A 23868-nucleotide genomic window follows, 5' to 3' on the forward strand; every position below is an offset into this window, starting at 1 on the left:
ACCTGTCCTACGAGCCCTTCACCGCCCCACTCGACCTCCTCGGCATCCGCCGATGACCAGCGGAAACGTCAGAGGAATTCAACTTTGCAAGGGCCCTGTCACTTTCCCCGACCCCACCCCGAACCTGGTGTGGGTTGGAAAACTCCAAGAATTCCGTGTATCTCGAAGCCGCTGACGACGTAGAGAATTACATTGGCGAGTTATTTTCTTGTATCGGGCTGATTCGCCGGAGTATGTTGGTAACTGCCTGGGTGCGTGACCCGCATCTGGTGGGTCGTGCGCGGGCCCGCAGAAGCAATGAATGGGTCGACATCATGACACGCAGAACAGGTATGAATACAGCAAGCAACTATCAACGCCGGCGGATTACAAAGTTGCTGGTGGCCGCCACCGCCGCGCTGGGTTTCGCGACCATTGGCGCCTGGAGCGGCGACGGCTCGGGGGTGCACTCTGCATCATCTTCGACAGCCGTGACCGCGCCGGCCGCTGTCAGTGTCCCGAGGGCACCCGCCGCCACACAGAGCGTGACGATCGCCAACTTCGCGTTCTCGCCTGCGTCGTTGACCGTCAGCCGCGGCACCACGGTGACCTGGACCAACAACGATTCCGCCCCACATAACGTGCGCGGGGGCCCGCTGCAGTCGCCAACGCTCAACCAAGGCGCCAGCTACAGCCACACCTTCACGTCGGCCGGAAGCTTCTCCTACATCTGCACGTTTCACCCGTCCATGCATGGCATGGTCACCGTGAGGTGAGAACCCCAGGGAGGCCCTCACACTGCAACTCAAACTCCCGCCCCGAACTCATCGGCGAGAGCGCAGTGTCGAGTTCTTCTCAACTCGACGAAGACCACGGGCACGCCGGCGCGCCTGGCCTTGTAGACGATGAAGTCTCCGAGCTGGGAGAAGGCCGGCCGTACCGAGAACTGCCAAATCGGGGTGTTCGCTGCCTACGCTTCCGCCGCACACCGGAGGAAGCCGGAGTCAGCTACGTCCTCGCGGTCCCCTAGGGCCTGTTGGGAGTTCTGATCACGTGGCGGGGTTGGGGGTTGGGGAACATCCGTGAGAAATCCGACGCAAAGGGTGCGGGGTGAATCACCCTGTCTAGCTGGTGATTTCATGTCGGCGTTCACCCACGCTTCGGGTAACCCGTCTACCTCGGCCGCGCGCTGACCGCGCCGCCTTGATCCCGCGTCTGCGCAGGTAGACGCGGTTAGCCCGCGAGGAGTACGCCTTGTCGGCGGCGACCGCGTCGGGACGGGTGCGCGGACGACCGACTGGCCCGCGCACCTTGATCTCCCCCAGCACCGCAACGAACCGGGGACTGTCGGCAGCCTGCCCGGCAGTGAGCACGAACGACAGCGGGCGGCACCGGCGATCCGCCGCGAGGTGAACCTTGCTGGCCAACCCGCCCCGCGAGCGTCCAAGCGCCGCAACCTTGAGCCGTGTTCGGCGCCGCCGCCGCAGCCGCCGGCGCTCGGCCCGTTCCTCCTCCTGTGCCTGCGAATCAACCGTTACCCGGGCGGTTTGCCCGGGTTCCGCCGCCCCTTTTCCTCCTTCGCGACCTCCTCCAGCGCCGCCAGGACCTCCGGATCGACCACCATCCCGGCCGCGTCGTGGTGCGCGCGGGCCACCGTGGAGTCCACACTGACCAGGGACAGGTCCGCCTGGCCCCGCCGGGCAGCCTCGGCGATCATCCCTTCCATCAGCGCGGTGAACACACCGGCGTCGCGCCACTGGGCGAGTGAAGCGTAGACCGTCTGCCAGGCCCCGAACTCCCGCGGCATCTCCCGCCACTGGCCGCCGGTGCGGAACCGCCAGATGACGCCCTCGAACTGCTCGCGCAGATGCTGCGGATAGGGGCCGTACTGCCCGATCGGCAGGAACGGCTCAATCAACTTCCACTCGCCGTCGCTCAGTTCGCGTCGCGTCACAACAGCGTTCTACCACCCCGGCCTGGCCCACGGGCCCAAACCAGGCCGACTGATCACGACTCCAAACAGGCCCTAGTCCCAGCAGGTCAAGCCCCGGCCGGGAGCGAGCGCATCGACCACCTGCTGATCGGCGCCCCGGACGAAGCATGGGAGTTCCTGTCCTGCGGGGGCGGGGCCAAGGGCCCGTGCGCTACGACTGGCTGCCGCGAAGCTGCCCTCGATCGGGGATCCCACGGCGGAGAACCCACCCACCGCCCGCTGGGTTCTGGCGGTAGCTCTCAGCTCTGACAACGCCGCACCCTCTAGTTCGGGGGGGATCCGCCAGGTGCGCCTCCCAGTGTTCGGGGGGGTCGGTGGTTCCGGATCGGCATTGGGTGGGGACGGAAATATTCCGTTTACGGCCGGAGGGCAGTAGCCTGGACGGAGTCTAATTCTGGATGTGGTCAAATCAGGATGGGGGGTCCTGACGCTCCACATGAGCTACAACGGGAGAACGGTCCATGAGCATCCCGACCCGCGACACCGAAGCCCAAGACACCGAAGCCCAAGATACCGAAGCCCAAGACACCAAGGCCCCAGGCACCGGAGCATCAGGCGCCGGGGCCGTTGATACGGCCGTGGCCGGCGCCGGTGGGGGCGGGCAGTCCGCTGCCCGTTTCCGGGCTGCTTTGGATGCGGAGAGGCGCAGTGCTGCTCTCTACCGCGGTCTGGCGGCCGGTGCGGACGGCGACCGGCGGCAGATTTTCCTGGAGCTGGCCGCTGTGGAGGAGCGGCACGCTTCTCATTGGGCGGGCAAGCTCGCCGCGCTGGGTGAACCCGTCCCCGAACCCGGAGGCGTGGACCTGCGGACCCGTCTGCTGTCCTGGCTGGCGCGCCGGTTTTCCGTCGATGCGGTGTTGCCGCTGGTGGAGCGTGCCGAGCGTGCCGACGCCGGACTGTATGAGGGTGATCCGGATGCCACAGCGGGGATGGCGGCTGATGAGCGTTCGCATGCTCGTGTGCTGTCCAGGTTGCGCGAGGACGGCGGCCGGGCTGGTCCGGCCGAGGGCGGCCGTGGTATCGCCCGCCGCGAGCGCTGGCACCGCAGTGACCGGTCCGGCGCGCTGCGTGCCGCGGTCTTCGGCGTCAACGACGGCCTGGTCTCCAACGCGTCCCTGGTCATGGGGTTCGCCGGGGCCGGCGCCGCCCGCACCGCCGTGCTGTTCGCGGGGGTGGCGGGGCTGCTTGCCGGTGCGTTCTCGATGGCTGCCGGGGAGTATGTGTCGGTACGCAGTCAGCGGGAGTCCTACGAGCGCGAGATCGCGCTGGAGGCCGAGGAATTGCGCGAGGACCCGGAAGGGGAGGCCGAGGAACTCGCGCTGATCTACCGGGCGAAGGGCATGCCGGCTGAGGAGGCCGAGCGCGTGGCCGCGACCATTATCAAGAACCCGGACACCGCCTTGGAGACGATGGCCCGCGAGGAACTCGGGCTCGATCCCGAGGAGCTCGGATCGCCCTGGTCGGCGGCTGTGTCGAGTCTGTTCGCGTTCGCGCTCGGCGCCCTGGTGGTCGTCCTGCCGTTCCTGTTCGGTGGCGGCACCGCCGCGCTGGTCACCGCGGTCGTCCTGGCCGCCGCCGCCTTGTTCACCGTCGGCGCCGTCCTGGGGCTGGTCAACGGAAAGGCACCGCTGCGCGGGGGAGCCCGACAGCTCCTGGTCGGTGGAGGCGCCGCGATCATCGTTTACGGCATCGGCCACGTGATCGGCCATGGAGCCGTCTGACCAGGAGGGTCACGGAGGCCGGTTGGGGGACCGGTCGCTGACCTGGGCGCCAGGCCGGGTCAGCGGCCTCCGCGGGCCATGCGCCCCGGCCAGATGCATCGGGTGACCTGACCTCCCGCCCGATCGCGAGAAGCAGACCAGGGATCCCCGATCGGGGCGTGACGGACGTCACCACCGTCCCGGCAGAGTCGCCGGAAGTTATCACTCCACTCGTACGACCACCAGGGTGTGCGTGGGCATGAGCGGTCCGCTCCGCCCCCGCGGCCACGTGGCCAATGGAAGCCGAGGAAGACCATGACCCAGCGTTGTCACCGCGACTCGACCATTCCGGCTCGCCTCTCCACGGCCCGGTCGGGCCAGGCGCCTGGTGCGATGCCACCCGTACCCGGTGTCCACGCTGCCGTCACCCGCATCTGAACGCGGCCGTCCCATGGACGAACTGACCGGTTTCGCCAGCGCCGCGTGTCGCGGCGACCAGGCTGCGATGAGGGAGTTCATCCGTCTCAGCCGCAAGGAGGTGTGGTCCCTTTGCGCACACCTGGTCGACCCCGAGTCCGCCGACGACCTGGCCCAGGAGACGTACCTGCGTGCCTTCCGTTCCCTGAAGTCCTTCAGACGGGAGTCCTCCGCACGAACGTGGCTGCTGTCCATCACCCGGCGTACCTGCATGGACGAACTGCGGTCCCGCGTCCGGGAACGCCGCCGCGAGCTCCGGTTGATCGACCAGCACCGTGAACAGGCCGTGGTCGCCGACGTGGCCGGGCAGGTCGAGGTGCAGACGCTGCTCTCCCATCTCGACACCGATCGGCGCACCTCCTTCGTTCTCACCCAGCTCATCGGTCTGTCCTACGAGGAGGCGGCGCGAGTGTGCAGTTGCCCCGTCGGGACGATCCGGTCCCGCGTCGCGCGGGCCCGAGCCGACCTCATCGAGGCACTGAACGCGGACCGGGCGGCTTCACCCCTGCGGAGGCGGGCCCCCACCGCACGTGCCAGGCCCGGGGACCTGTCGCATCTGACGGATTCCAAACGGCTGTCAAGTGCCTTCGTCCGGGGACGGACGCCAAAGAGAGGGGTGAACGAGTGATGACAACGGGAAGCGGTACCAGGGACCGGCAGAACCCCGCCGGGATGGACTGCGGCACCGCCAGGGAGGCGCTCTCCGCCCTCCTCGACGGTGAGGCGTTGCCCTGTACCCAGGGGGACTTGGACGCCCACATGGCCGACTGCCACAAGTGCTGGCAGTGGCGGGAATCAGCTCATCTGGTGACCCGGCACGCCCGCCTGACGCCCCCGCCATCTGCACCCGACAACACAGAACGCATAGTGGCGGCTGTCCTGGCGGACCGCCCTTCCATAAGGCGCAAACGCACCGCTCGGCTGGTGCGTGGCGCCCTGGCGGCAACGGCTCTCGCCCACACGGTGATCATCGTTCCCGCGCTGGTCGGCCGGGCGGGAGCCGGGGTGTCCCTGCAGGCGGCACGGGAACTCGCCGGGTTCAACATCACCCTCGCCGTGGCCCTGCTGGCCGCGGCGGCGCGCCCGGTCTGGGCCAGGGCGATGCTGCCCGTGGTGGGCGTGGCGGCCGGTTTCCTGATGCTGATCGACCTGGTGGACACCGCGAGCGGCTACACCACGTTGCGCGCCGAGACACCGCACCTGATCACCGTCGTGGGGGCCGTGCTTCTGGCGGTGCTGGCCAGGGGCCCAGCAGGGGGCACCGACGACCCGGCGCAACGTCCGCTGCGCCGGCAGGCCCTGCGGCGCGCACTCGGACTACGCCGACTGCTGCCGGCCCCCGCCGGGTTCGTGCAGCCGCCGACCCGCAGCGGGGCCTGGAACACCGCCCACAGGTATGCACGAGTGCGGCTGCGGACCGCGCCCACGGACGACGGCACACAGAGCGCCGAGGACGACCACACGGCGCACCGCATCGCCTGATCCCGTCACCCGTATGCCGCACCCGCCCGCGCCTGTCATGCGTGCGCCGCCGTGGAGCGCCGACCATATGACACACGTCACAACGACCAGCCGGGAACTCATGAGCCGTGACTAGCGACTACCCGTGGTGCATACCGCCTGATGTCCGGATATGCCGGGCCAGCGGATGCGGCCGGCGGGCCGCAGAAACGGAAGGAACTGAGATGTCCGTCTCGTACGATGAAGCGACAGCGATGGTCACCGCCCCGGTCGAGGAGGTGGAGCCGTCGGCGGTCCGGAAGTACGCCGTTGAGCTGATCGGGGCGTTCTTCCTGGTCTTCACGGTCGGTTCCAGTGTGTACAGCGGCAGCCCGCTCGCCCCACTGGCCATCGGCGCCTCCCTCATGATCATGGTGTACGCCGGTGGGCACATCTCCGGTGCCCACTACAACCCCGCGGTCACCATGGCAGCGCTGGTGCGGGGGCGGATCGGGATACGTGATGCGGTCGGTTACTGGATCGCGCAGGTCGTCGCCGGCGTGCTGGCCGCGGTGATCGTACGGTCCGTCGTCACCCCGGCGACACCGGTCAAGACCCTGTCGCTGTCCGGGCACAACCTGGCGGCCGCCTTGGTGGTGGAGATGCTCTTCACCTTCGCCCTGGCGTATGTCGTGCTGAATGTCGCCACCAGCAAGGACCACTCCCACAACGGCTTCTACGGCCTGGCGATCGGTTTCACCGTCACAGCGGGAGCCTTCGCGGTCGGTGGGATCTCCGGCGGCGTGTTCAACCCGGCCGTGGCTATCGGTGGCTCCGTGATGCACCTGTTCGCCTGGCCGAACCTGTGGGTCTACCTGGTGGCCGAACTTGTTGCCGGTGCCGTCGCGGGAGTTGCCTTCCGGGCGCTCAACCCCGCCGACAAGTAACCCCGCACTGTGCGTACGGCCGCTCCCGGCCCTTGCGGCGGGGAGCGGCCTCGCCGCCGCTCATCGATGGCTGTGGCCGAAGTCGTCTCTGGGGGTTCAAGGCGGCGCTCACCACAAGTCACCGGCCCGGGACCTCACGGCCCGGCCGGGCAGGCCCCGTGACGCCCGCCCTGGACTGTCCGCCGTACGGCTCGCCTCCGGAGCCGGAAGGCCGGCCAGGGCGCGAGAATAGCTCCTCGTCTACGACTGGTTGATCTCGACAATCACCAGTCGTAGACGAGGAGCTTCGCTGCATTCGGAAAACCGCTGGACTGGCCCCCAAACCATGACCATCACGGACAGCGAGACTCTTACGTTACTGGCATCGGGTGAGATTCTCCCGGGTCGAAGGCGTTGCGGCGTCCCTCACGGACGTAGTCGCCGGACGAGGCAATGTGGTCCCTGCTGTGCACGGCGGCACCCTTGGCGAGGTGGGCGAACATCGCAGACCGTGGAAGAAGCGGATCGTCGACGACCTCTGCGCAGCATCTTGTTGTTGAACGTTGGGGCGTAGTCCCGGTCGACGATGGCTTGGCCTTGTGCCGGATGAACGTGGAGCCGAGCACCGAACCATTGATGAAATCGATGAACGACCGATTGGGCACCCCGCCTTTCTCGGCGAGCGCGGTCACCTCGACCAGCGCCTCGGTGATCATGCCGAGCAACAGGTTGTGGCACAGCTTGACCAGACGCGACTCTTCGGAGATGGCACCTATCGCTGAACGTCACACAGACCGGGAAACGATGGGTTCTTCCTGGTTCCGCAGTGCGTCGGCGCGGGCGTCCTCCACCGTAGCGACCGTACGGAAAGCAGCGCTCAGGCCGGCCATCTCCAACACCTGCAGATGCCATGGACGGGTACAGACCAGAGCCAGGGAGCCGGCCCGCTCCAAGACCCGCCGGCGGGCGCGGCACATCAGCGACAGGGCGGAGCAGTCGAAGAAGAGCGCTGGCCGCAGGTCCACGATCACCTGCGGGCGCAACGGCAAAGTTGCGGCGTCCAGATGCGCCCTGACCTCGGGAACCGTGGCCAGGTCGATGTCGCCGTGGAACTCCACCACGGTGAAACCGTCCACTACGTGAGTGCGCGCATTCTGGCACGGCAACAGCAAGGCCCCAAGTGGGGAGGAAGCCTTGTCCAAGGCGGTGGGTAGAGCGTCGTCGCGCATGGCAGTCCCGTCCTGCAGGCGGCAATCGGACAGCCACCGAGGTCTCGGGCGACGCCCCCACCATAGAGTCGGGCACCACAGCAGAAACGTGACAGGACGTCACAATTCCACCCATACGAGTGAAGCCCGGCCCAACCGACTGCACAGCTCCCCCGTCCCTGCACTCCGTCGGGCGTGAGCGTCAGTCGACCAGCGACTTGACCGGTCCGTCGGCGCACAGCGACGCGTCGGTCAGTTCGAACGGGGCGTCCGCACGGGAGGTCATGCAGTCGTAGAAATCGGACCGGAAGCCGGACGACACGGACAGGGACTCGACGCACACAGCGTCATCCAGCACACTCAACTTCACGGCCTTGCTGTCGATCATGGGTGCTTCAGCAACGCACTTGATCGCGCCAGGGCCGCACTGCTGTCCGGCTGCCGGGAACGGCACGGGGGACGACTTCCGGGACCGGCACGGCGATGACCCCGGCTCCGCCCCCCGCTCCGAGGCCAGTGCGCAGCCGACCCAGTGCCTACCCGAACGCCCAGTGCTGGAGGTTCCAGGTATATGTGCTGGTGGCGGGGTGGTTCCGGTCGCGCACACGCGGTGCGGCGGTGCGCGCACCGGATACGCACCCGTGCGGGGCGCACCGCGCGCGGCGACGAAGGTGTACCGCATCGTCGGCGCGCGCAGCTCTACGGCGTTGTAGGGCTCTGGCTGGGCCTCAGATGCTTCCGCTGCCGCACATCGAAATCGCCCTGAGGGCCGACAGGCCCTGAAAAGGCGCGTGGCGGGTCACACGGCAAACGCACCGGCCCGCCCACCCGCCGGTACCTCGAACGCCTGATCTTCACTCCTCAAGCGTGGTCGACGAGCTTCGCGTGGCCTTGCTGCCGTGCGCAGTGTGCGCAGCAGAAGAACCGGCCGTCTGACTGAACGCCGTGCCCGAGGATCCGGCATTGACAGTTTTCGCAGACCGGAGCGATCCGCTGGGCCGCGCACTCCAGGCTGTCGAAGACGTGAACCACTCCCGCCGCACGTACCTCGAACGCCATCTCGTAGTCGTTGCTGCAGACTTCGCATACCGCCATCGTCGGTTGCTCCTCGCGCTGTGTACGGTGCCTTGGACGTTACGAGGCTGGAGCCGGGCCTATGCCGAAGCAAGGCGACCAGCGGTATCGGCGAGCGCAATCACCCGCATGGGCGCAGGCCAAGAACGTCGCTGGCAGCCGGCACTGTACCGGTGTGCTCCGCGAAGCGGGCCGGACCGACGTCCCCACACGGCCGAGCAGACCCAGGACCGCGACGGGCCTGACCCTGGATGTTGGGCACCTGCTGCTGCAGCAGATCCGCGCCGACGCGGAATGGGCCGGCCGCTTCACCGGCGCCGACCGGAGGGCCCTGTCCCCCCGCTGTTCTGGCCCCACGTCAACCCATACGGTCGGCTCGAGCTCGACATGGAATCTCACCTCGACCCCGCAGGCACGGCCGTGGTGCCCGGCCCCCGCACCGCCGGCGACGTGCCCAGCCTGCAATCGGTGCCGACGGCCACGGCTGTCGGCACCGATGGGCGCCCGTAGGGGCGCATGGGACGGCGGGTTCGGCCCGGCCTAGTAGTGGAACGGCGGCCGTCCGGATCGGTCGACCGGCGCTTGGCGGGCAGGTGTCAGAACACGCGGGCCGGGATCTCGGCGGGGGCTTCGAGGAGATCGGTGATCTCGTCGTCCAGCTTGACCAGGGTGATGGAGGCACCGGCCATGTCGAGCGAGGTGCAGTACTCGCCCACATAGCTGCGCCGTACCTCGATACCGCGCCCCGCGAGTTCCTTGTGGGCCAGCCCGTACACCAAGTACAGCTCGCTGAGCGGGGTGCCGCCGAGGCCGTTGACCATGAGCGCCACACCGTCACCCGAGGTAAAGGGCAGGTCCTCGACAACGGCGTTGACGAGTTCGTGCACCATCTCCTTGGCCGGCCGCAGCTTTTCGCGCCGCCGGCCCGGCTCGCCGTGGATGCCCACACCCATCTCGATCTCGTCATCGGGCAGATCGAAGAGCGGAGAACCCTTGGCCGGCGGGGTGCACGCGGTGAGCGCCATGCCCATGGTGCGGGTGACGGAGTTGACCTTCTCGCCGATCCGGTAGACCTCGTCGAGGTCGGCGCCGCGTTCCGCCGCCGCGCCGACAGCCTTCATCACGAAGAAGTTCCCTGCCACGCCGCGGCGGCCGACCGTGTAGGTGGAGTCCTGTACGGAGACGTCGTCGTCGATGAACAGCGTACGGACGGTGACTCCGTCGGCTTCCGAGAGCTCCTGGGCCATCTCGAAGGCCATGCGGTCACCCGTATAGTTGTTGACCAGCAGCAGAACACCCTTGGGGGACGCCACCATCTTGACCGTCTCGTAGACGTAGTCGGTGGGCGGTGCGGCGAAGATGTCACCAGGACAGGCTGCGTCAAGCATCCCCTTGCCGACCGACATGACGTGGGCCGGCTCATGTCCGGATCCCGATCCCTGGACGATGGAGACCTTGTCCGTCATGGGGGCGTCGGCGCGCATGATCAGGTTGTACTCGGGGACGTACCGGAGCGTGTCGGGGTTGGCCAGCGCCAGCCCTTCCAGCATCTCGGGAACGAAGTCCTTCGGGTCGTTGACGAACTTCTTCATCGGTCACTCCTTAGGTCTTCACGTTGAGCACGGGAGACGGAATCGAATCCGGGCTCGGGCAGGCACGTCAGGTTCAAGCGGATGTCCGGGGCGTCCGTGCGACAGATTCCGGACAGGCCATGACTTCGGCCGGCCATGTGCGGGCGCCGGCACTCGCGGTGCGGCGGTCACGGTGCGGCGGTCGCAGGACGGCGATCGCGGTGCGGCACGTCACCCGCGCGCAGCCCATTCGTCGGCGATGCGTTCCGCCATGACCGCTATCGCCACCGCTCCGGCGTCCGGTGAGCCGATGCTGCGCTCGCCGGTGTAGCTCGGGCGGCCTCGCATCGCCTGCATCGTGCTGGTCGCGTCCGCGGCGGTACGGGCCGCCGTCGCCGCGATCCTGGCCAGACCGGCAGAGGTGTTCGCCGGGTCGTCGCCGGCGTGGATTTCCTTCTCCAGCGCGTCGGTCATCGGGATCAGCGCGTCCAGCAGCGTCTTGTCGCCGAGATCGGACCTGCCGCGCGCCTTGATGCCCTCGGCGGCGGCGCGCAGCACGGCGACCGCGTCTTCGGCGGTCAGTTCGGTCTTGTCGCCCAAGGCCCCGGCCGCCCGCAGGAACGCGGTGCCCCACAGCGGTCCTGAGGTACCGCCGACCCGCTTGGAGATCACCAGGGCGATCTTCTTCAGGAACGTCGACGGGGAGCTACGGTCGAAGGAATCCCAGTCGGCGATGACGATCTCGAAGCCGCGCGCGAGCGAGAACCCGAAGTCCCCGTCGCCCACGACCGCGTCGAGTTCGCTGAACTCGCGTTCGTTGTCGACCGCGGTCTGTGCGATCGTCCGGACGACGAACTCGAGATCACTGGCTGTTGTCGATGACATGTCGCTCCTCACTGGCCTGTACGTCACTTCTTGCCGGGTGCGGCGGCGAGCAGGAGTTCCAGATGGGCGAGGCGGACGTAAGGGCTCGGGTTGGCGCCGTAGGGATCGCTGAGCACCTCGGTGACCGTCTCGTCCGGCGCGGGGTCCCCCAGTGACGACACGACGAGCAGCGCCCCGGTGAAGTCCTCGTGCCGGGTGTAGGCGCTGGTCGTGACGGCGCACCCCAGACCTGCGGCCAGCGCTGCACGCATCCCGTTGTGGCTGTCCTCCACCACCAGGACCTCCGCGGGGTCGAGTTCGAGCCGGGACACGGCGAGTTCGTAGATGTCCGGGGCGGGCTTCTTGAGTGGCACGACATCACCGGCGAACACACTGAAGCGCTCGGCGAGTTTCTGGCCTGCGGCGAGTTCGAGCACACTGCGTACGGACTGCTCCGCCGAGGTCGATGCGACCGCCAGGGTCCATCCGGCGCCGGCGGCCTCCTCGATGATCCGCCGCACGCCCGGCCGGGGCGGGATGGTGCCGCCGGCGATGATCGCTGTGTAGATCTCGGTCTTGCGCCGGTGCCACCGCGCGACCTGCTCATCCAAGGCGCCCGGGTCGGCGGGCAGCCCGGCCTCGGCGATGAATTCAGGGGTCAGAAGCGTCTTCATGCGCTCCTTGCCACCACCGACCTTCACCTTCTCGGCATAGTCGCTGTCGCTCCACCGGACGGGCAGGCCGAATTCCTCGAACGTCTGGTTGAACGCGGGCAGATGGCCGTAGCGTTCGGTGTCGGCGAGAACGCCGTCGCAGTCGAAGATGAGAGCGGGCACCGTCTCACCTGGCCCGGCCGGCGCTGCCGAAGAGCGTCATGAGCGAGCCGGTCATCTCGATGACGTCCTGACCAACAGCCTTGAACAGGGACGGCGGGTCCCACTTCTGCTTCTTCGCGGTCGCTTCGAGGAAGGCCAGATTCGACTTCATGAATGTCTCTTTCAGAGCGGTCGAAATATTGACCTTCGCGCATCCCCGGGCGATCAGATTGCGGAATTGCTCGTCGGACAGGCCGCTGCCGCCGTGCAGGGCGATCGGCAGCGGGTGTGCCTCGACAATGGCGGAGACGCGGTCGAAGTCGAGTACGGGTTCCCGCTTGTAAGAGCCGTGGGCATTTCCGATCGCGGGCGCGAACACGTCGACGCCGGTCACATCGAGGAAGTTCAGCGCCACGTCCAGGTCCTGCTGGGCGGCCACCTCGTCACTGCCGACGCCGTCCTCGACGCCCGTGATGGACTCGATCTCGCCCTCGACATGGGCTCCGTAGCGACGGGCCTCCGCGACGACCTCGACCGTCTGCCGCATGTTCTCCTCCACTGGCAGATGCGAGGCGTCGAACAGCACGGAGTTCCAGCCGCGCTCCAGACACTCGGTGATGACCGCGCGTTCCGGACAGTGATCCAGGTGCAGCGAGACGGGCACCTCGATGCCGGCCGTCATCGATGTCCACATGGCGTAGAGCACATCGCTGCCGATGGACTTCACCGTCTTCACGGACGTCTGCACGATCAGCGGCGAGGAATTCTCCACCGCGGCCGCGAGAACCCCCTCCAAGGTGAGGTCGTTGAACACATTGATGGCCGGTACGCCATAACGCTTGTCGAAGGCGTCGGACAGAATGTCGGTCAGGGGCACGACAGGCACGTGGCCTCCTGGGATCGGACTCGGTGAGGGTCGGGCGCGTAGATCATGGCCCGTGCGGGCCGGGCTCGTCGGACTCTTTTGACGTTAGCCGGACGTCCCACACAGCTCAGCCGGGGTTCTCCCCATCTCCCGGTAGGGAATCCCCCACCCCTCTCCCGTCTGCCGGCTCGCCCCCCCCACTCCGTCCCCGGACGTCATCGCGTCAGTGCCGCATCAGTGCCGCACCGCTCGGTGGGCCAGTGCGGTGCGGTTGGGCGCCCCGGTCTTGCGGAGAACGGCGCCGACGTGTTTCTCGACGGTCTTGACCGAGATGCCGAGGGCGGTGGCGATCTTCTTGTCCGGCAGACCTCGTTCCACCAGCGCCCGCACCTCCCTCTCTCGTTCGGTGAGGGGATCCTGCTTCGGCTGGTCACGGTCGGCGAAGCCGCGCAGGACGCTCTCGGTGAGCAGCACATCGCCACGTGTGGCCGCCAGCACGGCGCGGACCAGCGCGGGGCCATCCAGGTCCGATCCGACGCAGCCGCGCGCCCCGGCGTGCACAGCCTCGGGCAGCAGCGGGTCGCTCAGGTCGTCGGTCATCACCAGCACCGCCGTGCCGGGCCTGGCCGACCGTAGGTAGGAGGTCAGCCTGGCACCGTCGAGTCCGGGCATCCGCAGGTCCAGCAGCACGACATGCGGATCCAGGACCCGTACGGCGTCAACGGCCTCCCGCGCGTCGGCGATCTCGCCCACGACCTGGATCTCCGGTTCCGCCCGGTCGAGGAGCCGCACCAGCCCGGCCCTGACGACAGGCCGCGGGTCGACGACGAGGACGCGCCACGGCGCCCCCTCACCGACCTCGTGGTTCTCGCCCTCCGGTGCGTACGGAATCCGGACCCGGATGCGGGTGCCCCAGCCGGGTGTGGATTCAATACGCAGATCGGCGCCGAGCTGACGGGCGCGGGCGACGATGCCCGTCAGGCCGAGGCCGGTGCGTCGCACGGCCACGTCCGCGGGGTCGAAGCCGCGGCCATCGTCCTCGACGACCACCGTGACCTCGTCGGCTCCGTACATCACACCCACCCGCACCTGGGCGGCGCCGGCGTGGGCGACGACATTGGTCAGCGCCTCCTGCACCATCCGCAGGGCATGGGCGCCGACATCGGGGTCCAGCTGCGGACTGTCGCCGGTGACAACCAGGTCCGTGCGGATCGAGGCCGTGGAACGTACCCAGGCGAGTTCGGCGGCGATGGCGTCGTCGAGGGAGTGCAGCTCCAGCAGGGACGGGCCGAGGCCGAGCACCGTACGGCGTGTCTCCACCAGCGCGGCACGAGCGGCCGCCCGAGCCGCGTGCAGCCGCGGGGCCTGGTCGGGGACGTCTAGCGCGTCCATGTGCAGCAGGATCGTCCCGAGTGCGCGGGCCATGGTGTCGTGCACATCGCGTGCGACTCGTTCCCGCTCAGCGCTGACGGCGAGCCGGCGGGCGCGTTCCTCGGCCTCCCGGTGCAGGCGCGCGTTGGCGATCGCGATGGCGGCGTGCTTGGCGAAGACATTGAGCAGTTCGACATCTTCCTTGTCGAACCGCGTGGCGGGATCGGTACTGAAGACGACGCACACCCCGATGATCTCGCCCCGCCATTCGATGGGGACGGCGACGGTGGCGTGCAGCCGGTCGCGGTCCGCCGCATCGACATGACCGCCGCGCACCTCGCTGTAGCTGTCGAAGACGCGCGGCCCCCGGTGCGCGACGACCGCTCCGGTGGCCCCCTCCGCCAGCGGGAAGATCCTGCCCTCCTGGCATCCGACGCCGAGGCTTGCTTCCTTGCGGTACGTGCCCGCCTTCTCATCGACCGTACTGATCGATCCCGCCCCGGCTCCGAGAAGGCTCACGGCCCTGCGCAGAATGCGATGCAACAGCGGCTGCAGCGCGAACTGTCCCGCCAGATCCTCGACGGCGCCGCTGAGTGCGTCAACCTGCGCGTGCGGGCCGGCCCGCACGGTCCCGCCCCGATCGCCGGGGGCGTTCGCCATATCACCGTCATCGGCGGAGTGGCCCCAGGACGCAGTCATCGCCTGGCTGGCATCAGTCATAAGCCCGTCCTCAGATATCCATATAAATCATGGTAGCTGCGGCATGACGATTCACCCTGCGGTCGGACCAAGCGGCAGATGTATGGCCGAGCCGGCTTTCCCCTGCTCCGGCAGCGAATACTGCTCTCGTAGACGACGCCACGTCACCGCCGCGTTCATGCCAGAGCCGTTCGACTTACAGTCCCCCGATTCCGAAAAAGGCGCGGTGGGGGACCTTCAGTCGTCGTCCAGCAGCCAGTCGTCGTCCAGCAGCGCGGCGAGCGCGGCGTCGACGTCGAGGTGGTGGACCTCCTGGCCGGCGGGGACGGCTTCGTAGGCGCGGGAGAGGAAGGTGTGGAGGTCGGCCATGACGAGGTCGATGAGGGCGATGCCTTCTCGCCCGCGCAGTTCGATCATGGTGTGGCCGGGGTCGTAGGGCCAGATGTGGACGTCGCCGTCGCCGGAGGGGGCACGGAGGCCGGCGGTGAGGAGACTGCGGGCGAAGGTCCAGGTGACGTCGGTTCCGTCGAGGGAGACGGAGGCGGGGAAGGTCAGGTAGACGGCGAGCGGATCCTCACGGTGATAGCGGAGGACGGCGGTCGTGTCCTGATCCCCGGAACCGGGGGCAAGGATTCGGACCCGCACGGTGCGGTCGATGTCGGTGAGCATGGCAGGGGCCCCTCCGGTGGGCACGTATTCCTTCATCTAGCTGGGTGACGGCGACGCCACCGGCGATCACCGCGAGCGCGGTGCGGATCCAGGCGAGAAAGGTGCGCTCCTTGGCGAGCGTGACGCGGGAGTCCGGCTCCTGCTCGTCGTCGGCCGGCTCGGGTTGTCGTTCCTGGTCGGCAAGGTTCATGAGCTCATGTCGCTTCCAGCGCGCCGGGTTGGACGGCGGGCCTGGCCTCATCGACCGTGCCGCGCCCGGGATTCGACGCGCACGGGATGCGCCAGTACCGATTGGTGAAGATAGCCCAGCTCATTCCACGGCGAGACGTCTGGTTGAGTGTTGCCCTGGTCATCGGTGGCGCGCACCCGGAGTGTGTGCTCGCCGGGTACGGGATTCCAGCTGAACTGCCAGCGCACCCACACCCCCGGCGCTACCGGAGAAGTGATCAGCGCGTCCTGCCAAGGCCCGTCGTCGATGCGGTACCGGACCGTCGCGATCCGGTTCTCTCCCGCGAACGCTCGTCCTCGGATCATCTGCGGTTCCGGCAGTAGCTTCGCCGGCCAGGGCAGCTCCACCATGCTCGTCACCGTGAGCGCGGTGATCGCCGGGCCACGTGCGGGCTTATGCGCGGGGAAGTTCGGGCCGATCAGCACGTAATCCACGGTGTTCCAGGGCACGTACAGGTGCTCTTCAGACACTTCGATCCGACCCAGCCACTTGATGCTGGCCGCACCGAGCCACCCGGACACCACAAGGCGAGCCGGGAATCCGTGATCAGCCGGGAGCACCTCGCCGTTCATGGCCAACGCGACCAGGGTGTCGTCGGCGCACGCCTTGGCCAGCGGCACCGGCAGGCGGGCCCGGATCTCGTCGAGCCCTTCCGGCATGACCTCGCATGCACCGGATGTGATTCCGGCCGGTCCGAGCAGGTCGCGTAGCCTAACGCCGGTCCACTCAGCGGTACCGATCGCACCGCGCCCCCATTGAGTGCCATCGAACGTGCGCCCGATTTCCTCACCGAACAACACACGGCGGTTACCCGCACACTCAATCGTGCGAACCACAGAGACCAGCGGAAAGCGCTTCCACAGTTCGTCGTAGGTGTAGGCGATCGGTTTGTGCACCCCTTGGCCCTCGACGTGAAGTGTCCACGTCGCCGCATCCACGTGCGGAGTGGGCGCATGGCTGCGGATGTAGAAGCGATCGGTCGGGGTGAGATAGCCCGGCATACGGTCGGGTCGGGTCCCGTAGTCCAGGCCCGTACCGGTGTCCTCCATCAGCTCCGCGGGGGTGGGTTTGACGACTTTGCGGTCGTTGCGGTCCTTGCGACCGGTTGCGGAAGTAGCTGCCGTCGCGATCTGGGCGCTCATCGATGTGGTCATAGGACCACGCTGTGCGCTGTTACCGAGATCCAGTAGACGCCAACCGCCGATGGACGCATAACCCGGGTCTATGGCTCGGCCCTGTCAGCCGGCGATCCGGTGCGCCGTGAGCTGAGACTCTTCGTCGCAGGTCGGTTCCGTACTCACAGCCGACAGGTCGCACTCACCTGATCAACCCGGACAATCCGCGAAAACGACGCAGCCCTGCCTACAGCGCAAACAAGACCTTCAAGAGAACCTCCCCCAAGCCGTCCTGGACGCTGGCGTCCACCGCTGACCAGGCGATCAACCCCGAGGTCGCGCGCTTCGGCGCCAACCGCGCCGGCGCAACCACCACCGAGGAGGAAGGCACGTCGCACACCGTCCCCATGTCCCGGCCGAGGGCCGTCGCGGACCTCATTCTCGATGCCGTACGCGCCACGAGCTGACCCCGGCGGTCTCGGACGAGGTGCACGGGCACCATCTGCGCCGCTTCGCTCGGTTCTCTTCCGGTCATCACGGTGGACGGCGATCCTCTGCGTGCCCTGCGTACGCCGCGGCGCCCAATGCGATGACGAAAGCGTGGTCGTCAAGCTGCGGGGGATGGGCCTCGCCCGACTCGAACCGGACAAGCGTGAGGCCGTTCTGGAACCGGGTGAGCATGTCACGCCAGGTCAGACCCAGTGAAGCTGTGTGGCAGTGCGTTCCTGTTCCAGGATGTGAAAAAATACTTCTATACGGGCATAAAGGACGGATGCTCCCTCTTGAGTCTGTACATGGAAACATGTTCCGGTGTTCCGGCAGTGTGCACGTCGGGGTCGTTGGTCTTGCAGGATGCGGCCAGCGGCACCCCTTGCCGGAGGAGGCGTCGCTCGGACTCACCGGGAGTCCGCAGATGCCGTTCTTACCCGCTTTTGGATGGTTCGGTGGTGACGACTTCGTGTCGGGCCGCGCCAGGTCCGCGCCGATGCGCCCGTCCGCAACCCCGCGGCCGCCCACCGAGAGGTCGGGCTCGTGAACATGTGAACGCAGCCTCATCCGAACCCGAATACCTGCCCGAAGGCCGTCCAAGCACGCCACAGCGCCACCTGAGGACCATGAACAGCGGCATACGTGAACACGTGAACCCGACCTGATCCCAGTCCAGATGCCGAGTGCGCGAAAAGCTGAGCCTGGGCCGGCACACGCAGCGAAGCCGGCTGCCTGGCGGGCGGTCCCCTGGGCGCCGTGCAACTCTCGGACACAGCGCAGAACGTGCAGCCGTCGGTGCCATGTCTGCCCGCACCCGTGTGTCCACCTTGGCTCCATGGCGCGACCGACGGCAGCACCCCGGCCGGTGCGGGCCTCCTGGTGCGGCAGGCAAATGACGGTTAGTCAACTCCCGTACACACGCGAGCAGGCCGTCTCCCCCGCAGCGAAACCCTGCAAACATAGACTGGTTCTAAAAATATTTTTCATCTATCACTTGACTTGTTCCAAGCTGGGCGTAATGTCGTATTAGTCAGGTTCAACGTTCAACCGAAAGGCGGAGGTGGTCATCGTGGGCTTGACCCCCTGGTTTTCGACCTCCAGCCCCCCGGTTGCCTCCTAGTTGGCAGCCTGCTTGAGCGGCACTGACTGCCGGATCATGACTCGCTGTTGCGAGTCCGCAATACGCACCGGCACACCGTGCCCGGGCTTCGCGCAGGATCCGGGGCACACCGACCCGGCTGTTCGGGTCCGCTGATCACCACTCACAATCCTTGGAAGGAACAACCACTATGTTCGCGAAGACCCCTAGGGTTCGCCGACTGGCCGTCGCTGCGATTGCAGCCCCCCTGCTGGCACTGATCGGCGCCGGTGCTGCCGAGGCGGCCACGCCCGCGGCAGCCACCCACACCGCCGCATCCAACGTCACCACGTCGGTCATGCCCACCGCCTACCAGTACGGCGGAGGCGGCTACGGCCACGGCGGCTACGGCGGCTACGGCGGTTACGGCGGCTACGGCGGCTACGGCTACGGCGGGTACGGCAACTACGGCGGCTACGGCGGCTACGGCGGCTACGGCTACGGCCGCTGATCAATCGCCGCTGGGCAACCGAAGCACAAGGACCCGGCTGTTCGGGTCCGCTGATCACCACTCACAATCCTTGGAAGGAACAACCACTATGTTCGCGAAGACCCCTAGGGTTCGCCGACTGGCCGTCGCTGCGATTGCAGCCCCCCTGCTGGCACTGATCGGCGCCGGTGCTGCCGAGGCGGCCACGCCCGCGGCAGCCACCCACACCGCCGCATCCAACGTCACCACGTCGGTCATGCCCACCGCCTACCAGTACGGCGGAGGCGGCTACGGCCACGGCGGCTACGGCCACAGCGGTGGCGGCTACGGCCACGGCGGCTACAGCGGGTACCGCGGGTACAGCCACTACCGTAGCTACGGGTACGGCCACTACCGCAGCTTCACGCACGGCCGCTGATCAATCGAGGCTGGCCATGGAGTGGGACGTAGAAGACCACGCCATCGTCCGCACCCTCTTCGGAGGGCGTCCTACCCTGGGACGCCCTCCGAAGAACGCCCCAGCGCAGGGGCCGAGGTGGGGGTCCGGGGAAGCGCCAGCGACCATGGCCACCCACCCGGTTCCGCCCTCCGGCGCCACCGCGTCCGAACAGACCTTTCCAGCCCCACCGGGCCGTTCGGCACCCCAGTAGCGGCCGCGCTGGGCGACCCGGTTCACCCGACACAAGGAGTTCGCGGTGACACCAGAGCAGACCCAGCGGGAGCAGCTCCCGCCAGAACCCGACGATCGCCCTGCCCCTCCGCGGGATGTGCGCAATCTGGACGTGTGGGCGCGCTCCGCGCCGATTCGCCTCGCCGGTTACGAGGACGACCCGTCCGAGTCGCACATCCTCCGCAGCGTCGACTGAGTCCCGGCCGGACTCAGCGCCAGGGGCCGTACGGGCTTTGACCCGCCCGCACGGCCCCTGCTGTTATTCGCCCCCCGGCAGCGCCTCACGGACGCGGCGCGAGGGAGTGAAGGCATACAGGTCGAGAACGCCGGGCGGTTCGGCCAGGCCGGGGCCGCCGGCGCGCACCCAGGCGGTAATGTCCTCAATCGCGTCCGGGTCATTGCCTGGTGCGGCCCGGGGCACAGTCGGCCGTGGTTCCGTATCCCGGCGTGCCGGACCAGAGGCCCTCTCCCCCACCTGCCCATCGCGGCCTGGTGCCGGGGCCGGACCCACGGTCCCCGTCCCGACCCTCGACCTCACGGCTGCCACCTGTAGGTCCGCGATCTGATGCGCAATGTCGGCGCTCGATGCGCAGTGAATGCGCAATTCCAGGATTCGGTGCGCAACGACTCCGGAACGTAACTGCCGGTCCGCGTCGGGATGCGGTCTCCGGCGTGCCGTGCTGCACTGAAAGAGCAAACGCGGTGGCGTGGGCCGTGGCGTGCGCACGTGGTGGTGGGACGAAACGGCCGATCCGAAGGGTTCGGAAGGGGCGTCCACATGAAGATCGTCGTCGATCTCACACGATGCCAGGGATACGCACAGTGCGCCTTCGCCGCGCCTGATGTGTTCGCCATACAGGGGGACGAGGCGCTGCTGTACGACGCCGATCCGGACGATACGCAGCGGGAGAAGATCGCGCGGGCCGCGGCGGCCTGCCCGGTCCAGGCCATCTTCCTCGACCGTGAGGACGCCCGGAACAGGCAGTCGGGGCGCGGAACGCACGTGCCGGCCCCCGGCCCTGAGGAGGCGTTCAAGCGCACCGGGCGCATCGTCATTGTCGGGGCGTCCCTGGCTGGGCTGGTGGCTGGTTCGACGCTGCGTCGGGAGGGCTTCACTGCTTCGCTGACCGTGATCGGGGACGAGCCTCATCTCCCTTACGACCGGCCGCCGCTGTCCAAGCAGGTCCTCATGGGCCAGGTTCCGGCGCGGCGGACCGCACTGCCCCGCCGCGACGAGGTCGACGCGCACTGGCGGCTGGGAGTCGCGGCCACGGGGGTTGACCTGAACGGCAAGCAGGTGCTCCTGGCCGACGGCGAGAAGGTGGGATTCGACCGGTTGCTCATCGCCACGGGGGTGCGGGCGCGCCCGTGGCCGAACGAGGCAGAGGCCGGGCTTGATGGGCTGTTCGCGCTGCGCACCCCGGAAGACGCGGATGGGCTGCGGCAGCGGTTGGCAGCCGGTCCTGGCCGGGTGCTGGTCATCGGTGCCGGGTTCATGGGCTCCGAGGTCGCCTCCGCCTGCCGCGAGCTGGATCTGCCGGTGACCGTCCTCGAGCGCGGCAAGGTCCCTCTCGGCGGGGCACTGGGCGCGGTGATCGGCGGCGTCGCGGCGCAGATGCAGCGCGACCATGGGGTCGACCTGCGGTGCGGCGTTGGAGTCGCGGCGCTGGAAGGCGATGACAGCGGGCGGTTGCGGCGAGCCCGTCTGTCGGACGGCAGCACTTTGGACGTCGATGTGGCGGTGGCCGCGCTCGGCAGCATCCGCAACGTCGAATGGCTGGAAGGGTCGGGGCTGGCGGCCGGGGTCTGGGGGGTGGCGTGCGATGCGGGGTGCCGTGCCATCGATGTCAACGGCGTCGTGACCGACGATGTGTTCGTCGCAGGCGACGTGGCCCGCTGCCCACACCCCGTCTACGACTACCAGTTCCTCGCCCTGGAGCACTGGGGCAACGCGGTCGCCCAGTCGGGGATCGCCGCGCACAACATGATCAGCTCCCAGAGCGAGCGCCGGCCGCACCTTGCGCTACCGGAGTTCTGGTCCACCCAGTTCGGCACCGAGATCAAGTCCGTCGGCGTCCCGACCCATGCCGACCAGGTCGTTATCGCCCAGGGTTCGGTGGACGAGCGCCGCTTCATCGCCGTCTACGGCTACCGCGGGCGGATCACCGCGGCTGTCGCCTTCAACCAGTCCAAGTGGCTGGAGTTCTATGCGGGGTTGATCGACCGGGCGGCGCCGTTCCCGCCCTCCTTCAGCACCGTCGACCAGCCCACCGACGCACACCCTGTCGCGGTCGAGGTCCCAGAGCGGCCCACCCCTCAGGCCACCGTCGTGGTGACCGGCCATGGACCCAGCGAGCGGCGGGCCACGTTGGTCCGCAGAACGTACCTGTGACCCAGCCCAACCACACGCCCTGATCCCCGAGTTGCGGGAGACGCCCATCATGGCCCAGACCAGCATCTGGCAGCAGATTCTCGACCCCTCCCACCGCGCCGACCCGTTCCCGCTCTACGCCGAGCTGCGCAAGACACCCGTGGTGCGCGAGGAGGACGGGAGCTATGTCGTGAGCACCTACCGGGAGATCGTCGCTCTGCTTCACGACCCACGGCTCAGCTCGGAAATGCGCAACCTCCCTGAGTTGGGCGCCGACACGCCGGCGCAGGCGTCCGAAGAGGGCCCTGCCGAGCTCCCGCCCAACGTCATCCAAGCCGACCCGCCCGAGCACGACCGAATCCGGCGCCAGCTGACGTGGAACTTCGGACCGCCCCACCGCCCCGGTCGCGTCGACAGCATGATTCCCGACCTGCTCGAGATCGTGACGAGCGAGATCGACGGCTTCACAGGCAAGGAGCAGTTGGGCACGACCCGGGTCGACATCGTCGACGACTTCGCCTACCCCTTCCCGGTCACGGTGATCTGCCGACTGCTGGGGGTGCCTCGCGAGGACGAAGCGCTGTTCCAGGCAATGTCCGACGCGGTCATCAAGGCCATCGACCCGTCCACCGGAGGGATCGCGGAGCAGCAGCGCCGACGCGCCAAGGCCACCGCCGACCTCGGCCAGTACTTCGCGGAGCTGCTCGACGCCCGCCATGGCCAACCGGGCGACGACCTGCTCTCCGGGCTCCTCAGCGGCGACGGGCCCGAGGCGCCAATGTCGTACGAACAGATCCTCAGCAACGCGGCCCTGCTCCTTGTCGCCGGCCACGAGACAACCGTCAACCTCATCACCAACGGCATGCTCACCCTCCTGCGGCACCCCGAGGTGCTCGACCGGCTGCGCCGCGGCGCCGAACCCGATCTGGCCACCCGGGTGGTCGAGGAACTCCTGCGCTACGAACCACCGGTGCAGTTCCTATCCAACCGTTACGCCCTCGACGACATTGAGGTCGCAGGCACCACCATCCCCAAGGGCTCACCGGTCAACCTCGTGCTCGCCGCCGGCAGCCGCGACCCGGGCGGCGTCCCCAATCCCGACCGCTTCGACCCCGACCGCGAGCACAACGAGCACCTGGGCTTCGGCGGCGGCATCCACTACTGCTTCGGTGCACCGTTGGCCCGTCCCGAGACGCAGATTGCCCTCACCGAGCTAGCGCGCCGACTCAAGAACCCCCGACTCGTCGCCGACCCACCGCCCTACCGCCCGAATCCCACCCTGCGAGGCCCTCGCCACCTCCTCGTCGACATCGACGGCGTCAACCCGGCGCAACACCGCCCACCATGACCATGCACAGCACACGCCAGACCACATGCCGCCGCACACTGACCCCGCTCGCCGCGGTTGGCGCCTGTGGCGTCACCCGCGGCGAACCCGTGATGCATGCCGGCCTCCTCGTCGCGCCGACCGTCACGGCCGCCGCGTGTTGCGCAGCGCCTTGAAGGGCGATAGTTGACACGTGCCAGCGGGAGCGTGGGATGGTACACGGCCTACAACGGCCGCCGCGTCCCCTACGCCGAACCCGTCGACACACCGTCGTCGTCTCCGCCAGCGGCAGCGGCAGCGGCAGCGGCACGGTCAACGACCCCGCACGCGGACGCTTCTCTGTCAGCGAGGTGTCGGCGGCGGCTGAATTCTGACCCAGTTTCGTCGGTTGAAGTCTGACCCTCGGGTCGTCAGTTGATCTTTGTTTAGTCGGTTTCGTTGACGGGTG

Annotated in this window: 21 protein-coding genes and 4 pseudogenes; 11 read left to right on the plus strand and 14 right to left on the minus strand. The window is 68.1% G+C overall.

Features of this window, described 5'->3' with window-relative positions; translation table 11 throughout:
- Positions 1–155 precede the first annotated feature (155 nt).
- Positions 156–755, plus strand: coding sequence for a cupredoxin domain-containing protein (locus EFK10_RS18600; protein WP_240677305.1), 600 nt, complete (start codon positions 156–158; stop codon positions 753–755).
- A gap of 393 nt (positions 756–1148) precedes the next feature.
- On the opposite strand, the pseudogene EFK10_RS50370 reads toward EFK10_RS18600, so the two are convergent.
- A pseudogene (locus EFK10_RS50370) lies at positions 1149–1933 on the minus strand (transposase); the annotation flags it as partial.
- Between the two features lie 1058 nt (positions 1934–2991).
- On the opposite strand from EFK10_RS50370, the gene EFK10_RS53305 reads away from it, so the two are divergent.
- From EFK10_RS53305 to EFK10_RS18635, 4 genes are all read left to right on the plus strand, one after another.
- Entirely contained in the window at positions 2992–3693 is a 702-nt protein-coding gene (locus tag EFK10_RS53305) for a VIT1/CCC1 transporter family protein (RefSeq protein ID WP_407647098.1), read from the plus strand.
- 484 nt (positions 3694–4177) lie between these two features.
- On the plus strand, positions 4178–4777 hold the full coding sequence (locus EFK10_RS18625) for a sigma-70 family RNA polymerase sigma factor (protein ID WP_206305502.1): 600 nt from the start codon (positions 4178–4180) through the stop codon (positions 4775–4777).
- Positions 4777–5631, plus strand: coding sequence for a hypothetical protein (locus tag EFK10_RS18630; RefSeq protein ID WP_127356820.1), 855 nt, complete (start codon positions 4777–4779; stop codon positions 5629–5631). Before EFK10_RS18625 ends, EFK10_RS18630 begins: the two co-directional genes overlap by 1 nt.
- 203 nt (positions 5632–5834) lie before the next feature.
- Positions 5835–6536: an MIP/aquaporin family protein gene (locus tag EFK10_RS18635; protein WP_240677306.1), complete on the plus strand. Its 702-nt coding sequence runs from the start codon at positions 5835–5837 to the stop codon at positions 6534–6536.
- A 350-nt stretch (positions 6537–6886) separates the two neighbouring features.
- On the opposite strand, the gene EFK10_RS18640 is transcribed toward EFK10_RS18635, so the two are convergent.
- The 12 genes and pseudogenes from EFK10_RS18640 to EFK10_RS18700 form a co-directional block, all read right to left on the minus strand.
- Positions 6887–7291 carry an NAD-binding protein gene (locus EFK10_RS18640; protein WP_322973354.1) on the minus strand — a complete coding sequence of 135 codons (405 nt, stop codon included), beginning with the start codon at positions 7289–7291 and terminating at the stop codon, positions 6887–6889.
- Positions 7292–7300: 9 nt separating this feature from the next.
- Entirely contained in the window at positions 7301–7744 is a 444-nt protein-coding gene (locus EFK10_RS18645; RefSeq protein ID WP_127356822.1) for an anti-sigma factor antagonist, read from the minus strand.
- A gap of 181 nt (positions 7745–7925) precedes the next feature.
- Complete coding sequence (locus tag EFK10_RS18650) at positions 7926–8111, minus strand: hypothetical protein (RefSeq protein ID WP_127356823.1); 186 nt, start codon at positions 8109–8111, stop codon at positions 7926–7928.
- 473 nt (positions 8112–8584) lie between these two features.
- A complete protein-coding gene (locus EFK10_RS18655) occupies positions 8585–8818 on the minus strand; it encodes a hypothetical protein (protein ID WP_127356824.1) in 234 nt (77 codons plus the stop codon).
- A gap of 575 nt (positions 8819–9393) precedes the next feature.
- The gene (gene dhaK / locus EFK10_RS18665) at positions 9394–10389 is read right to left on the minus strand and encodes a dihydroxyacetone kinase subunit DhaK (protein WP_127356826.1); all 996 of its coding nucleotides are present in this window, start codon (positions 10387–10389) and stop codon (positions 9394–9396) included.
- A gap of 210 nt (positions 10390–10599) precedes the next feature.
- Complete coding sequence (dhaL, locus tag EFK10_RS18670) at positions 10600–11253, minus strand: dihydroxyacetone kinase subunit DhaL (protein ID WP_127356827.1); 654 nt, start codon at positions 11251–11253, stop codon at positions 10600–10602.
- A gap of 23 nt (positions 11254–11276) precedes the next feature.
- On the minus strand, positions 11277–12068 hold the full coding sequence (locus EFK10_RS18675) for an HAD-IA family hydrolase (protein ID WP_127356828.1): 792 nt from the start codon (positions 12066–12068) through the stop codon (positions 11277–11279).
- 4 nt (positions 12069–12072) lie between these two features.
- Complete coding sequence (locus EFK10_RS18680; protein WP_127356829.1) at positions 12073–12933, minus strand: class II fructose-bisphosphate aldolase; 861 nt, start codon at positions 12931–12933, stop codon at positions 12073–12075.
- A 213-nt stretch (positions 12934–13146) separates the two neighbouring features.
- Positions 13147–15003, minus strand: a complete 1857-nt coding sequence (locus EFK10_RS18685; protein ID WP_127356830.1) for a hybrid sensor histidine kinase/response regulator transcription factor — start codon at positions 15001–15003, stop codon at positions 13147–13149.
- A gap of 216 nt (positions 15004–15219) precedes the next feature.
- Positions 15220–15651 (minus strand): SsgA family sporulation/cell division regulator, encoded by a 432-nt coding sequence (locus EFK10_RS18690; RefSeq protein ID WP_127356831.1) that lies wholly within the window; start codon positions 15649–15651, stop codon positions 15220–15222.
- A 22-nt stretch (positions 15652–15673) separates the two neighbouring features.
- Positions 15674–15841 (minus strand): annotated as a pseudogene (locus EFK10_RS50375) (YidH family protein); the annotation flags it as partial.
- Positions 15842–15888: 47 nt separating this feature from the next.
- On the minus strand, positions 15889–17022 hold the full coding sequence (locus EFK10_RS18700; RefSeq protein WP_164836047.1) for a sulfite oxidase: 1134 nt from the start codon (positions 17020–17022) through the stop codon (positions 15889–15891).
- A gap of 257 nt (positions 17023–17279) precedes the next feature.
- Between EFK10_RS18700 and EFK10_RS50380 the strand changes: the two are divergent.
- The 4 genes and pseudogenes from EFK10_RS50380 to EFK10_RS47505 all read left to right on the plus strand — a co-directional run.
- Positions 17280–17462, plus strand: a pseudogene (locus EFK10_RS50380) (alpha/beta hydrolase); the annotation flags it as partial.
- Between the two features lie 1311 nt (positions 17463–18773).
- Complete coding sequence (locus EFK10_RS18710; protein WP_127356834.1) at positions 18774–19073, plus strand: hypothetical protein; 300 nt, start codon at positions 18774–18776, stop codon at positions 19071–19073.
- A gap of 88 nt (positions 19074–19161) precedes the next feature.
- The gene (locus EFK10_RS48725; protein WP_206305503.1) at positions 19162–19470 is read left to right on the plus strand and encodes a hypothetical protein; all 309 of its coding nucleotides are present in this window, start codon (positions 19162–19164) and stop codon (positions 19468–19470) included.
- A gap of 277 nt (positions 19471–19747) precedes the next feature.
- Positions 19748–19918: a hypothetical protein gene (locus tag EFK10_RS47505; protein WP_164836048.1), complete on the plus strand. Its 171-nt coding sequence runs from the start codon at positions 19748–19750 to the stop codon at positions 19916–19918.
- Between the two features lie 63 nt (positions 19919–19981).
- On the opposite strand, the pseudogene EFK10_RS50385 reads toward EFK10_RS47505, so the two are convergent.
- Positions 19982–20122, minus strand: a pseudogene (locus EFK10_RS50385) ((2Fe-2S) ferredoxin domain-containing protein); the annotation flags it as partial.
- A 378-nt stretch (positions 20123–20500) separates the two neighbouring features.
- On the opposite strand from EFK10_RS50385, the gene EFK10_RS18725 reads away from it, so the two are divergent.
- Together EFK10_RS18725 and EFK10_RS18730 are read left to right on the plus strand one after the other, a co-directional pair.
- Positions 20501–22114: an FAD-dependent oxidoreductase gene (locus EFK10_RS18725; RefSeq protein WP_127356835.1), complete on the plus strand. Its 1614-nt coding sequence runs from the start codon at positions 20501–20503 to the stop codon at positions 22112–22114.
- Between the two features lie 49 nt (positions 22115–22163).
- A complete protein-coding gene (locus EFK10_RS18730; RefSeq protein ID WP_127356836.1) occupies positions 22164–23441 on the plus strand; it encodes a cytochrome P450 in 1278 nt (425 codons plus the stop codon).
- Positions 23442–23868 lie beyond the last annotated feature (427 nt).

Source organism: Streptomyces soli (assembly GCF_003999195.1).
Taxonomy (GTDB): domain Bacteria; phylum Actinomycetota; class Actinomycetes; order Streptomycetales; family Streptomycetaceae; genus Actinacidiphila; species Actinacidiphila soli.

Coding starts and splice junctions, on each gene's coding strand:
- EFK10_RS18710 (WP_127356834.1), top strand. CDS start 18,774: ATGTTCGCGAAGACCCCTAGGGTTCGCCGACTGGCCGTCGCTGCGATT.
- dhaL (WP_127356827.1), bottom strand. CDS start 11,253: ATGTCATCGACAACAGCCAGTGATCTCGAGTTCGTCGTCCGGACGATC.
- dhaK (WP_127356826.1), bottom strand. CDS start 10,389: ATGAAGAAGTTCGTCAACGACCCGAAGGACTTCGTTCCCGAGATGCTG.
- EFK10_RS18635 (WP_240677306.1), top strand. CDS start 5,835: ATGTCCGTCTCGTACGATGAAGCGACAGCGATGGTCACCGCCCCGGTC.
- EFK10_RS18650 (WP_127356823.1), bottom strand. CDS start 8,111: ATGATCGACAGCAAGGCCGTGAAGTTGAGTGTGCTGGATGACGCTGTG.
- EFK10_RS18625 (WP_206305502.1), top strand. CDS start 4,178: ATGAGGGAGTTCATCCGTCTCAGCCGCAAGGAGGTGTGGTCCCTTTGC.
- EFK10_RS18685 (WP_127356830.1), bottom strand. CDS start 15,003: ATGACTGATGCCAGCCAGGCGATGACTGCGTCCTGGGGCCACTCCGCC.
- EFK10_RS18655 (WP_127356824.1), bottom strand. CDS start 8,818: ATGGCGGTATGCGAAGTCTGCAGCAACGACTACGAGATGGCGTTCGAG.
- EFK10_RS18700 (WP_164836047.1), bottom strand. CDS start 17,022: ATGAGCGCCCAGATCGCGACGGCAGCTACTTCCGCAACCGGTCGCAAG.
- EFK10_RS18725 (WP_127356835.1), top strand. CDS start 20,501: ATGAAGATCGTCGTCGATCTCACACGATGCCAGGGATACGCACAGTGC.
- EFK10_RS18730 (WP_127356836.1), top strand. CDS start 22,164: ATGGCCCAGACCAGCATCTGGCAGCAGATTCTCGACCCCTCCCACCGC.
- EFK10_RS18690 (WP_127356831.1), bottom strand. CDS start 15,651: ATGCTCACCGACATCGACCGCACCGTGCGGGTCCGAATCCTTGCCCCC.
- EFK10_RS18630 (WP_127356820.1), top strand. CDS start 4,777: ATGACAACGGGAAGCGGTACCAGGGACCGGCAGAACCCCGCCGGGATG.
- EFK10_RS48725 (WP_206305503.1), top strand. CDS start 19,162: ATGTTCGCGAAGACCCCTAGGGTTCGCCGACTGGCCGTCGCTGCGATT.
- EFK10_RS18645 (WP_127356822.1), bottom strand. CDS start 7,744: ATGCGCGACGACGCTCTACCCACCGCCTTGGACAAGGCTTCCTCCCCA.